This is a genomic window from Mesorhizobium sp. P2_A8 (assembly GCF_056404935.1).
Genome location: NZ_JBFUDB010000006.1, coordinates 187,715 through 200,045 on the forward strand (window position 1 = coordinate 187,715; position 12,331 = coordinate 200,045).

The window sequence follows — 12,331 nt, forward strand, 5'->3', positions numbered from 1 at the left end:
AAGCCATTTCGGACAAAAGGGGCGGGAGATCGCCCCTTTTTTGTTCGATCATGCCTTGTCGCGTATCTGGGTCATCGTCCGGGTCGGCGTGATTGCTTCCGGGTCGAGCCTGATCTCGACGATCGCCGGCTTGCCGCTGGCGCGGGCACGTTCGAAGGCCGGGGCGAAGTCCGCGGTCTTCTCGACCGTCTCGCCGTGGCCGCCATAGGCGCGAGCCAACGCCGCGAAGTCGGGGTTCTTGAGATCGGTCGCGACGACGCGGCCAGGATATTCGCGCTCCTGATGCATGCGGATGGTGCCGTAGATACCGTTGTTGACGACGACGACGACGATCGGCAGGTTATACTGGACGGCGGTGGCGAACTCCTGCCCATTCATCAGGAAGCAGCCGTCGCCGGCGAAGGCAACCACGGTGCGCTCCGGAAACAGCTCTTTGGCGGCGACCGCGGCAGGGGTGCCGTAGCCCATCGAGCCCGACGTCGGTGCTGCCTGCGTGGCGAAGCGGCGGAAGCGGTGGAAGCGGTGCACCCAGGTGGCGTAATTGCCGGCGCCGTTGGTGAGGATGGCGTCGTCGGGCAACATCTTTTCGAGATAGTTCATGATCGGCCCCATCTGGACCGGGCCGGGGCCGCTTTCCGGCGGCGTCGACCAATCGAGATAGTCGGCATGCAGCTTTGGCGTCTCTGCTGCCCAGGTCGGCGCTGAGGCCGGCTTGCGCTTGGCGAAAGCTTCGACAAAGGCGGCCGGCGAGGCGTTGATCGCCAATGTTGGCCGGTAGACGCGGCCGAGCTCGCTGGCGTCGGCGTGGATATGGACCAGCGTCTGGTCGGGGTAGGGGCTTTTCAAGAGCGTGTAGTCGGACGACGGCATTTCGCCCATGCGGCCGCCGATCAGCAGCACGAGATCGGCCTGTTTGATCACTGTGGCCAGCTTCGGATTGATGCCAATGCCGACGTCGCCGGCATAATTCGGATGCAGGTGGTCGAAAAGCATCTGGCGGCGGAAGGAACAGCCGACCGGCAGCGACCACGCCTCGGCGATCGAGCGCATCCGCGCCACGGCCCCGACGTCCCAGCGCGTGCCGCCGAGAATGACGAACGGCCGCTTGGCCTTGGCCAGCAATTCCTGCAGCGCGTCGAGTTCGGCTTCGCCTGGCCGGGTTTCGACCGCTGTGTGCGGCAAGGCAGCGGGCGCTTCGACGATACTGGTCAGCATGTCTTCCGGCAGCGAGATGACCACCGGGCCGGGACGGCCCGATGTCGCCACCGCGAAGGCGCGGGTGACGAATTCCGGGATGCGCGAGGCGTCGTCGATCTCGACCACCCATTTGGCGATGTCGCCAAAAAACCGCTTGTAGTCCACCTCCTGGAAGGCCTCGCGCTCCTTGGCGTGGCTGGCGACCTGGCCGATGAACAGGATCACAGGTATCGAATCCTGCATGGCGATGTGGATGCCGGCCGAGGCGTTGGTGGCACCGGGGCCGCGGGTGACGAAGCAGATGCCGGGCTTGCCGGTCAGGCGGCCGTGGCAATCAGCCATCATGGCGGCGCCCCCTTCCTGGCGGCAGACGATAGTGCGGATCGCTGAATCGTGCAGCGCGTCGAGCACCGCGAGGTAGGATTCGCCGGGCACGCAATAGATGCGGTCGGTGCCGTTGGCTTCGAGCGCGTCGACGATCAGTTGTCCGCCGGTCTTCATTGTCCAGACTTCTCCAGTTCGGCAAGGATTTCTTCGGTGTGCTCGCCCAGGCGCGGCGAGGGACGCTCATAGACGAGTGGCGTGCCGGACATCACCATCGGCGCGCGCACCGATGGCAGAAGATTGCCATGGCTGTCGTCGAGGTCGAGCCGCATGCCGCGGGCGATGGTCTGCGGGTCGGCAAACATCTGGCCGATCGTGTTGATCGGGCTCGCCGGCACGCTGGCCGCTTCCAGCATTGCCAGCAGCGGGTCGCGATCAAAAATCTTCAGGGCCTCGATCATGTGTTCGCGCAGCTTGACCCGGTTGGCGACCCGGGCAGGATTGGTGGCGAAATCGGGATTTGCGGGCAATTCGTCCAATCCGACTGCAGCACAGAATTTGGCGAACTGGCCGTCATTGCCGACCGCCAGGATGATGTGGCCATCCCTGACCGGCACCACCTCGTAAGGCGCGATGTTCATATGCGCATTGCCCATCTGCACCGGTGACTTGCCGGAGACGAGATAGTTCAGGTTCTGGTTGCCGAGTGCCGAGATCTGGGTGTCGAAGAGCGCCATGTCGATGTGCTGACCTTCGCCGGTCTGTTCGGCATGGCGGAGCGCCGCCTGGATGGCGATAACCGAATAAAGGCCGGTGAAGATATCGGAGATGGCGACGCCGGCTTTTTGCGGTTCTCGGCCGACCTCGCCGGTGATCGACATCATGCCGGCCATGGCCTGGATGATGAAATCATAGCCGGCGCGTGGCGCGTAGGGCCCATCCTGGCCGAAGCCGGTGATCGAGCAATAGACGAGGCGAGGGTTGATTTTCTTCAGGCTGTCGAAATCGAGGCCGTATTTCTTGAGGCCGCCGAGCTTGAAGTTCTCGATCAGCACATCCGAAGTCGCGACCAGCCGGCGCACGGTCTCGGCGCCCTCCGGCGTCGAGAAATCGATGGCGATGGAGCGCTTGCCGCGATTGCAGGAATGGTAGTAGGCGGCCGACAGGTTCTCGCCGTCCTTGCCGATGACGAAGGGCGGGCCCCATTTGCGGGTGTCGTCGCCGCCATCCGGGCTTTCGACCTTGATGACGTCAGCGCCGAGATCGGCAAGCAATTGCCCTGCCCAAGGCCCGGCAAGGATGCGGGCGAGTTCGACGACGCGGACGCCTTTCAGCGGGGGTTCGGCCATAAATCACCAGAATTGGTCGGAACCGCAGCGGATTTTCGGTTGTGCATGTCGCTATCCCAAAACCGCTGCACACTTTCGGGGGCGTCATGCACTATCAACACCTTGCGCTGCTGTCACGGCCCTTGCGCTGGGCCAAGCCTTCATCGCTTCAGCACGGTTTCGGCCCAGGTCGCGAAATCGACCATGATGATGTCGCGGTTCACCTCGTTCAGGCTTTCGTGGCGGGTGTCGGCGTAAACCTTTGAAACGAGATTCGAAAAGCCCATCTTGCGCATGCGATTGGCAAGGTGGGTGATCCCTTTGCCGTAATCCGATGCGGGGTCTTTCTCACCGCCGACGACGCTGACGGGGAGGTTGTGCCTGATGCCGGCAAAGGCAGCATCCTTGCCGCCGTTCAGCGCCATGCCGACGACGTCGCGCCACATCGACACCGAGGCATCCCAGCCGCAGAGCGGATCGGCGATGTATTTCGCCACTTCCCCCGCGTCGCGCGACAGCCAGTCGAAAAGCGTGCGGTGATTGGGCACCGCCTTGCCCCAGGCCTGGAAGGTAAGTTTCGGCAACAGGCGCGAGGGGACATCCGAGCCCAGCCGCATCCTTTCCCAGCCAAGGATGCCCAGGGCCAGTTGTCCGAGCAGGCCTTGCGAGAAATTGCCGTTCCAGATCGCGGCGCCATGAACCCGTGGCGAGTGCGTCAAAAGGAAGTTCAGCGCCACGGACGCACCCATCGAATGGCCGAAAAGGATGACCGGCAGGTTCGGCTGTTCGCTGGCAATGAGATCATGAATGGCGTCGACATCGGCGATCACCTTGGCTGCGCCGCCCCTGTCGGCGAATCTCCCGAGCGGCGCATCGGGGGCCTTAGTCTCGCCGTGGCCACGATGGTCGTGGACATAGACATGGAAGCCGCGTGGCCCGAGAAAATCGGCGAATCGGGCATAGCGCGCGGCATGCTCGGCCAGCCCGTGATTGATCTGGACGACGGCACGTGCCCGGCCATCGGCCTGCCTGACGAAAAGATTGAGATCGGCACCGGTCGGCGAGGCAATCACACGCTGCTGGCTGAATGACATGCCGCTCGGTCTCCAGGCTCTGGCTGCCACCCGTGGCGCCGGCTTTGTTTGCGCCGGCGCCGGTTTTGCGTCAATCCGCTCCGGCAGATTTTCGGCGACGATGTTTCTTGCGTTTGGCCAGCAAAATATCGCAATTCTGACATGGAGACGGCTTCAGTCTGTCGCCCACTTCCTCAGCGGGGATTCCCTATGCGCATTGCTGTTGTTTTCGGATTGGCCTTGCTGGCGGCGTCGCTGACCAATGCTGCGCATGCCGACGTCAAGATGAGCGGCACCTTCGTTGCCGATGCGGCCTGTCCGGCAACGCAAGCGATCAAGAACGGCAAGAACCCCGGCAATGTCTCGACCGATGCCGGACAGAGCTATCAGCTGCTTGCCGGCAACAAGGATGCGCCGACGCATTACCTCATCCTGGTGCCCGGCGCCGATCCGGAGCGGCGCTGGGTGAAGGTCACCTGCGGCCATGTCTCCGGCAGCAGCGCCGCGACAGCGCCGGCAGCACCTGGCGGACAAGGCAAGCCGGCGGCTTCGGGAAAACCCGAATACGTCTTCGCACTGAGCTGGCAGCCGGCCTTCTGCGAGACCAAGTCGAGCAAGACCGAATGCAAGGCACAGAGCGCTGGCGATTTCGACGCCACGCATTTCACCTTGCACGGCCTGTGGCCGCAGCCGAACGGCAATTTCTATTGCCAGGCGACTGCAGCCGACAAGGCCAATGACAATCCGGCCCATTGGAAGGACCTGCCGCCGGTCAACCTGGATGCCGACACCCGCACGGAACTCGATCAGGTGATGCCAGGGACAGCCTCCCATCTCGAACGGCATGAGTGGATCAAGCATGGCACCTGCTACGGCAAGAGCCAGCAAGACTATTTCTCCGACGCGCTCAATCTGATGCGTGCGGTGAACGGCTCGCCGGTGCGGGATCTCTTTGCCAAGAACATTGGTGGGAAACTGACGGCGGACCAGATCCGTGGCGCCTTCGACAGCGCCTTTGGCGCCGGGGCAGGGGACCGGGTGCGCGTCTCCTGCGTCATCGATCCGTCGAGCGGCAGGCGGCTGATCGGCGAACTGACGCTCGGCCTTGCCGGCCCGATCGGTCCGGACAGCTCGCTCAAAGACCTGCTGCTGGCTTCGGTCCCGACCAACAAGGCCGGCTGCCCGACCGGCACCGTGGACGCGATCGGATTCCAGTAGGCGCTGGCGGAACGCAGACACCCGACTGCTCTGCCTACGACGTCGAAGCCGGGCCGATCATCACCGCGCTGAAATGGCTGGCGATCGCCTTGATGGCGGTTTCCACGGTGGCGGGCATTCGGCGGCAGAAGAAGTCGCCGTAAGCGTCACATAACTTGAGCAGCACGATCTTATCCGAAAACCGGATTCCACTTTTCGGGACCATGCTCTAGATTCGAGCGGATTGGGTCCATGCGACGGAAGTGTCGGCCTCGTGACCGCCCGGCTCGCCGACGACGCGGTCGCGTCCGGTCGACTTCGCCTTGTAGAGGCGCTGGTCGGCAAGCGCGAACAGATCGGCAAGGCAGCGCGTCGTTTCGCCGACGCTGGACACGCCGGCGCTGACGGTCAGCTCGAAGCGGCTGGTGTTGGCGGAGGCCTTGACTGCGTGGCGGATGCTTTCGCCAAACAGCCTGGCCACCGAGTGCGGACGCGAACTGAGGATGGCGAATTCCTCGCCGCCGATCCGGAACACCTGGTCTTCGGCGCTTGCCGCATCGCCGAGCAGGGCTGCAACCGCTTTCAACACCTTGTCGCCTTCGGCATGGCCGAACCGGTCGTTGATCGACTTGAAATGGTCGACATCGATGATCAGCAGGCTGAGCGGCCTGGCCGTGCGCAGGCTGACCTGAACCGCGGCTTCTCCATCGCTGTCGAAGCGACCCCTGTGCAGCAGACCGGTCAGGCCGTCCCGGCCGACATGTTCGACCAGCGCTTCGTAGCGTTCGCGATAGGTCAGCGTGTCGAAGATGTCGGTCAGTCCGCGCGGCACCGCGATCTGGCGTTCCTCGAACCATCTGAGATAGGCCACGAGCATGGTGCTGAAGATCAGCGCGGCGGCCATCTTGGCGAACCAGCCGCCGAAGAACACCGCGATCGGCGCGCCGGCAACGAAATGCAGCGCGGTGAAGAACCCCACCTGGTCGAAGGTGAGCACGCAGGCGACCGAAATCAGGATGCGCGCGAACTGTGCCTTGCGCAGACGACGCCCGAGCTTTTCATAAAGGAGTATGATCAGGATGGCGTCGACGAACAGCAGTGTCGTGCCCCACACCATCAGCCAGCCCATCTGGTCGATGAAGCCGATGTCGGGGAGCCTGTCGTCGGGAAGGGGCGCGATGGCGTGCAGGCGCAACAGCAGCACCAGCCCGATCATCAGCGCATTGCCGAGCAGCAGGCCATAGATCGGCTGGCGGACGGTGGCGGCATCCTCTTTCATGTAGAGCAGCAAAAGCATCACCAGCTTGCCCGAAAACAGCACGGCCGAGCCGGGCGAGACCATGCCGAACGGCAAGGCGACGTAAAAGACGCTGGCGAGGTAGGTCTCGAGAAAGTGCATGACGCCGAGCGCGCAGACGAAGACGCCGAGGCCAGTGCGCTTCCTGATCCGGAAGAGCGTCACCATGACGCTGAAGTAGACGACCGCCTCGGCAAGGAGCAGGAAACTGTTCAGCAACGCCGTCCGATCCGATCTCTTCTCGTGGAATCGCGACAAACCAGCGATTCCACCCCGATCCTGTTTTGACGCGGAAGGGTTAACGGAGCTTTCATCGCGCCCCGCGGCCGGTGGAAAACTTCAGTGGTTGGCGGACACTTCCGCGTGTGGCCGGCTAGATGAGGCAAAAGCGATTGCCGTTCGCCGCCGCATCGCCTACATAGCGGCCAACCTCCATTCAATTTGACAAATCCAGTCAGTTTCTCTGGGCCAGTCAGTTTTTCAGGGAAAGCGCGCGTGGCACGCCAGTTCATCTATCACATGGCCGGCCTCAACAAGGCCTATGGCACCAAGAAGGTGCTCGAGAACATCCATCTGTCCTTCTATCCGGATGCCAAGATCGGCATCCTCGGCCCCAACGGTTCGGGCAAGTCGACGATCCTCAAGATCATGGCCGGGCTCGACAAGGAGTGGAACGGCGAGGCGTGGCTGGCCGAAGGCGCTACCGTCGGCTACCTGGCACAGGAGCCGGCGCTCGACCCGGCCAAGACCGTGTTCGAGAACATCATGGAAGGCGTTGCCGCCAAGACCGCCGTCATCGAACGCTATAACGAATTGATGATGAACTATTCCGACGAGACGGCCGACGAGTCGGCCAAGCTCCAGGACGAGATGGACCGGCTGAACCTGTGGGACCTCGAACAGCAGGTCGAGATGGCGATGGAAGCGCTGGGCTGCCCGCCCAAGGAAGCCGACGTCACCAAGCTGTCGGGCGGCGAGCGCCGCCGCGTGGCGCTTTGCCAACTGCTGCTGCGTCAACCCGACTTGCTGCTGCTCGACGAACCGACCAACCATCTCGACGCCGAAACCACGGCGTGGCTGGAAAAGCATCTGCGCGCCTATCCGGGCGCGGTGATGATCATCACCCACGATCGCTACTTCCTCGACAATGTCACCGGCTGGATCCTCGAACTCGACCGCGGCCGCGGCATTCCCTATGAGGGCAACTACACCAAATACCTCGAAGCCAAGGCCAAGCGGCTCAAGCAGGAAGGCCGCGAGGATGACGCCCGCCAGCGCGCCATCGGCCGCGAGCGCGAGTGGATCCAGTCCAGCCCGAAAGCCCGCCAGACCAAGTCCAAGGCGCGTATCCAGGCGTTCCAAGATCTGCTGGATGCCGCCGACAAGCGGCGTCCGAGCGATACGCAGATCGTCATTCCGCATGGCGAGCGGCTCGGCAATGTGGTGATCGAGGCCGAAGGCCTGTCGAAGGGCTTTGGCGACACGCTGCTGATCGACGGCCTGGAATTCAAGCTGCCACCCGGCGGCATCGTCGGCGTCATCGGCCCGAACGGCGCCGGCAAGACGACGCTGTTCCGCATGATCACCGGCCAGGAAAAGCCGGATGCTGGCTCTGTCCGCGTCGGCGAAACGGTCAAGCTCGGCTATGTCGACCAGAGCCGCGATGCGCTCGATCCGTCAAAGACAGTGTGGGAAGAGATTTCCGGCGGCGCCGAAGTGGTCAAGCTCGGCAAGTTCGAGGCCAACACGCGTGCCTATTGCGCCTCGTTCAACTTCCGTGGCGGCGACCAGCAGCAGAAGGTCGGCAATCTGTCCGGCGGCCAGCGCAACCGCGTGCACCTGGCCAAGATGCTGAAGACCGGCGGCAACGTGCTGCTGCTTGACGAGCCGACCAACGATCTGGATACGGAAACGCTGGCGGCGCTCGAAGACGCGCTGGAAAATTTTGGTGGCTGCGCGGTCATCATCTCGCACGATCGTATGTTCCTCGATCGCCTGGCGACGCACATCCTCGCCTTCGAGGGCGACAGCCATGTCGAATGGTTCGAGGGCAATTTCGAGGATTACGAGCAGGACAAGATCCGCCGCCTCGGGCCGGATGCCGTCAACCCGCACCGCATGACCTACAAGAGGCTGACGCGGTAAGGGACTAACCGGGGCGGCGAATTCTCAACTGTGTGAGGAGTTCAAATGGCTGATTGGTCCGCCGCCCAATATCTGAAATTCGAAGACGAGCGCACGCGACCGGCGCGTGATCTCGCAGCACAGGTGCCGGTGGATTTCCCGCGCCGGGTCGTCGACATCGGCTGCGGGCCGGGCAACTCGACCGAGCTGCTTGTCGGGCGCTGGCCGAATGCTGAGGTCAGAGGCTTCGACACCTCGCCCGACATGATCGAGAAGGCGAGGGCGCGGCTGCCGGATCTCAACTTCGACCTGGCGGATGCCTCCAAATGGCAGCCGGCCGAGCCGGTCGACGTGATCTTCGCCAATGCGGTGTTCCAGTGGCTGCCCGAGCATCCGGCGGTCTTCCAGCGGCTGACGGGTTTTCTCGCCCCAGGCGGCGCGCTGGCCATCCAGATGCCCGACAATATGGGCGAGGACTCGCACCGCCTGATGCGGGAGACCGCCGTCGAAATGCCATTTGCCGACAAGCTCAAGGGCGCGGCGCGTGGGCCGCTGCCGCCGGTGTCGTTCTATTATGACCTGCTGTCGCCGCTCAGCGATCGGCTGGACATCTGGCACACAATCTACAACCACCCACTTGCCGACGCCGAGGCGATCGTTGAATGGGTGAAATCGACCGGGTTGAAACCGTTCCTCGATCCGCTCGAGGCGGACGAGCGTAAAATGTTCCTCGACAGCTACACGGCCAAGATCGCCAAGGCCTATCCCAGGACCGCGAACGGCAAGGTGCTTTTGCGCTTTCCGCGCATCTTCATCGTCGCCAAGCGGGCTTGATTGTCCACGTTGCGATACTCCAATTGCGGCCGCTTGACCCGGTTTCGCCGCCATGCGCATTTCATCACATTGGATCGCGATGGCCCGCGTGGCAGGGGGTGGACGTTGACACTGAAAAAGGTGCTTTTCGGCGGCGGCGTGAGTGCAGCGGCACTTCTGGCGTTCTCGATCTCGGCGGAGGCCAAGCGGGCACGTTGCTTCACCAGCGATGACGGCTATTTTCCGTGCAGCTATCGCGTGATCGATGACGCGGGCAGCTTCCGCATCTCGGCGCCGGGCTATCCGACCTATGTCCTGGAGATCGATGGACCGGGCTTTGCCTATGGCTATCTCAATCTCGGCCGCCGCAACGTGCCGCTGCCGGGGCAGTTCGTGCGAAGCCGTGATGACGGCGCCTGCTGGAACAATCCGCAGACAAACACCAAGCTGTGCGCCTGGTGAAGTCGGGCTTAAGTCGGCGTAAACCGCCTCGGTGAGAAAAGTTATTGCGCCGGAGCGTTCCGGCGCCCACATGAAACCCGCAACGCCTGCGGATGGGACGGACTGGACATGCATCGCGTCATCATCAGCGGCATTGGCGTTGAGATCCCCGAACCCACGATCACCAATGAAGAACTGGTCGCCAGCTTCAATGCCTGGGTCGACATGGAGAATGCCCGCCGCCAGGGTACCGACGATCCGCCGCTGGCGAAATCAGACAGTGACTTCATCGTCCACGCCTCGGGCGTGCGCACCCGCCATGTGATCGAGCGCGAAGGCATTCTGGACCCGACCCGCATGACGCCGCGCATTCCTGCGCGGCTCGACGACGCGCTGTCGCTGGAGGCCGAGTTCGGCATCGCCTCGGCGCGAAAAGCTCTCGACCATGCCGGGCTCAAGCCGTCCGACATCGATCTGGTGATCTGCTCGGCCTCGCATCACCAGCGGCCGTACCCGGCGATCGCCATCGAAATGCAGGCGGTGCTGGGCACAAAGGGCGCCGGCTTCGACATGGGGCTTGGTTGTTCATCCGCCGCGGCGGCGCTGCATATGGCGGTCAATTTGGTGCGCTCGGGTGCGCACAAGCGCATTCTGGTGACGACGCCAGAAATCATCACCGGCCATCTCAATTTCCGCGACCGGCAGACGCATTTCATCTTCGGCGACGCTTCGGTGTCGATGGTGGTGGAGGGGCTTGCTCAGGGCGACAAACGGCCGGGGCGTTTCGAGGTGCTGGACACACGCATCTGGACGCAAATGTCGAACAACATCCGCACCAATCTGGGCTACCACACCCGCACTGCCCAGGACGATCCCTACATGATCAACCTGGAGGGAAATCTGATCAAGCAGGTCGGCAACAAGGTGTTCAAGGAAGTCACAGTCGCCGGCCAGAAGTTCATCGTCGAGTTCCTCGCCGAGCACGGGCTGACGCCGCAGGCGGTGCGGCGCTTCTGGCTGCACCAGGCCAATGCGCGCATGAATGCCATGATCCTGAAACTGTCATTCGGCCACGAGGTCGACCACGACCGCGCGCCGATGGTGCTGGAGCGACTGGGCAACACGGCGGGCGCCGGCGCCATCGTCGCCCTGTCGGAGAACCATGCCGACATGAAACCCGGCGATTTTGGCTTGATCTGCGCGTTTGGCGCGGGGTATTCCATAGGTGGCGCGCTTCTGCGAATGCTGTAGGGCATTCGATATTCGGGCGACGCCAGCCTGCGAATAGCGGCGGCCTGCGCCTGCGGTACTCATGTACCCAAGCCGTCGTTCGGGTTCTCGAAATCCGCCCAGCTCGGTCGCTTCGCGCCCGTCTCCCATTCCCGCTCAGCCTGACCTGAACCCAACACCCTGTGCTGGGGCGCGTCTCAGTTTGAAATCAACACGATCTCGCTTCAGAAAACGATCTCGCTTCAGAAAACGGAGGATTTTCCAATGATTGATGCCCGATGCAATTGCGGCGCTTTCGCACTGACGCTTCCAGGACCATCAAAACTGGTGGTCGCCTGTCATTGTCTTGAGTGCCAACGGCGAACCGGCGCGCCCTTTGGCGTCGGCGCTTTTTATCCGGTCGATGCGGTGGCCATTTCTGGAACCGCAAAAGAGTTCACCCGCGATACAGCCAGCGGCGGCAAGGTCCACACCTACTTTTGTCCAAACTGCGGATCGACGGTCTGTTGGAAAGCCGACAAGCTGCCGTCGATGATCGGCGTTGCGGTCGGCGCGCTGGCAGACCCTAGATACCCGCCCCCCGTCAGATCGGTTTTCGAGCAGTCGAAACATGATTGGGTTCAAATCGATGGCGCCGTCGAACACTTCGAGCAAAGCAGTGTGGCAAGAAATTCAAACTAAGCTGGCGTTTATCTGCCGTGTCAGGCTGGCGCGAACGGCACCAGCATCGGCACCCGCCTGGCATAGTCGTCATAGGCGCTGCCCAGTTCGCCGCGCAGGAAGCTTTCTTCCAGTCTTGCCTTCGTCACGATGCCGATGATGAGCACCGCGGTTCCGGCAATGCCCCAGACCGTACCCTTGGCCACCATGGTGGCCAGGATCGCCAGCAGCAGTCCGGTGTAGATCGGATGCCGGACCAACCCATACGGGCCGGTGTCAACAACGTGGTGCCCGGCCTTGGCGGTGATGGTGCCCGACCACAGCCTGCCGAGATGCAGGCGCGCCCACCAGGCAAAGGCGATGCCGATGGCGATCAGGGCTACACAGATCCATGCCTCGGCGAGGTTCGGTATCCACAACCTGAGGCGGCCTTCATAACCATGCGCGGGGATGAACAGCAACACCGCGCCGACCAGCCAGAGAACCCGATAGCGAGCCTCCACCCTGAAGCCGGCGCGTTTCTGGGCAGGGTCGGCCCACAGGGCTGCGGCGGCCCAGGTCACCGCCCAGATCAACCAAAGCTTCGCGATTGCCGTCCCGGCATGCATGACAACCTCCGCAGACTTGGTCCCGATGCACCATGACGC

General features: G+C 62.9%; 12 protein-coding genes. 6 read left to right on the forward strand and 6 right to left on the reverse strand.

Going from position 1 to position 12,331, the window contains the following annotated elements; genetic code table 11:
• Positions 1 to 48: 48 nt before the first annotated feature.
• From AC1D10_RS19015 to AC1D10_RS19025, 3 genes are all read right to left on the reverse strand, one after another.
• Positions 49 to 1,698 carry a thiamine pyrophosphate-binding protein gene (locus AC1D10_RS19015; RefSeq protein ID WP_477274490.1) on the reverse strand — a complete coding sequence of 550 codons (1,650 nt, stop codon included), beginning with the start codon at positions 1,696 to 1,698 and terminating at the stop codon, positions 49 to 51.
• On the reverse strand, positions 1,695 to 2,870 hold the full coding sequence (locus AC1D10_RS19020; RefSeq protein ID WP_477274491.1) for a CaiB/BaiF CoA transferase family protein: 1,176 nt from the start codon (positions 2,868 to 2,870) through the stop codon (positions 1,695 to 1,697). Before AC1D10_RS19020 ends, AC1D10_RS19015 begins: the two co-directional genes overlap by 4 nt.
• A 140-nt stretch (positions 2,871 to 3,010) precedes the next feature.
• Positions 3,011 to 3,943 carry an alpha/beta fold hydrolase gene (locus tag AC1D10_RS19025; protein WP_477274493.1) on the reverse strand — a complete coding sequence of 311 codons (933 nt, stop codon included), beginning with the start codon at positions 3,941 to 3,943 and terminating at the stop codon, positions 3,011 to 3,013.
• A 189-nt stretch (positions 3,944 to 4,132) separates the two neighbouring features.
• Here AC1D10_RS19025 and AC1D10_RS19030 point away from each other — a divergent pair, with 189 nt between their 5' ends.
• Positions 4,133 to 5,140, forward strand: coding sequence for a ribonuclease T2 family protein (locus AC1D10_RS19030; protein WP_477274495.1), 1,008 nt, complete (start codon positions 4,133 to 4,135; stop codon positions 5,138 to 5,140).
• Between the two features lie 34 nt (positions 5,141 to 5,174).
• Here AC1D10_RS19030 and AC1D10_RS19035 read toward each other — a convergent pair whose 3' ends face one another.
• Positions 5,175 to 5,306 (reverse strand): hypothetical protein, encoded by a 132-nt coding sequence (locus AC1D10_RS19035; protein WP_477274497.1) that lies wholly within the window; start codon positions 5,304 to 5,306, stop codon positions 5,175 to 5,177.
• Positions 5,307 to 5,348: 42 nt separating this feature from the next.
• The gene (locus AC1D10_RS19040) at positions 5,349 to 6,635 is read right to left on the reverse strand and encodes a GGDEF domain-containing protein (protein WP_477274499.1); all 1,287 of its coding nucleotides are present in this window, start codon (positions 6,633 to 6,635) and stop codon (positions 5,349 to 5,351) included.
• Positions 6,636 to 6,911: 276 nt separating this feature from the next.
• On the opposite strand from AC1D10_RS19040, the gene ettA reads away from it, so the two are divergent.
• The 5 genes from ettA (at position 6,912) to AC1D10_RS19065 (ending at position 11,705) form a co-directional block, all read left to right on the forward strand.
• Positions 6,912 to 8,561 carry an energy-dependent translational throttle protein EttA gene (ettA, locus tag AC1D10_RS19045; protein ID WP_477274501.1) on the forward strand — a complete coding sequence of 550 codons (1,650 nt, stop codon included), beginning with the start codon at positions 6,912 to 6,914 and terminating at the stop codon, positions 8,559 to 8,561.
• A gap of 45 nt (positions 8,562 to 8,606) precedes the next feature.
• Positions 8,607 to 9,374 carry a trans-aconitate 2-methyltransferase gene (gene tam, locus AC1D10_RS19050; protein WP_477274503.1) on the forward strand — a complete coding sequence of 256 codons (768 nt, stop codon included), beginning with the start codon at positions 8,607 to 8,609 and terminating at the stop codon, positions 9,372 to 9,374.
• Between the two features lie 105 nt (positions 9,375 to 9,479).
• Positions 9,480 to 9,815, forward strand: a complete 336-nt coding sequence (locus AC1D10_RS19055; protein WP_477274505.1) for a hypothetical protein — start codon at positions 9,480 to 9,482, stop codon at positions 9,813 to 9,815.
• Between the two features lie 108 nt (positions 9,816 to 9,923).
• The gene (locus AC1D10_RS19060; protein WP_477274507.1) at positions 9,924 to 11,045 is read left to right on the forward strand and encodes a beta-ketoacyl-ACP synthase III; all 1,122 of its coding nucleotides are present in this window, start codon (positions 9,924 to 9,926) and stop codon (positions 11,043 to 11,045) included.
• Between the two features lie 243 nt (positions 11,046 to 11,288).
• Positions 11,289 to 11,705, forward strand: coding sequence for a GFA family protein (locus AC1D10_RS19065; RefSeq protein ID WP_477274509.1), 417 nt, complete (start codon positions 11,289 to 11,291; stop codon positions 11,703 to 11,705).
• 20 nt (positions 11,706 to 11,725) lie between these two features.
• Here AC1D10_RS19065 and AC1D10_RS19070 read toward each other — a convergent pair whose 3' ends face one another.
• Entirely contained in the window at positions 11,726 to 12,292 is a 567-nt protein-coding gene (locus AC1D10_RS19070; RefSeq protein WP_477274510.1) for a methyltransferase family protein, read from the reverse strand.
• Positions 12,293 to 12,331: the final 39 nt, after the last annotated feature.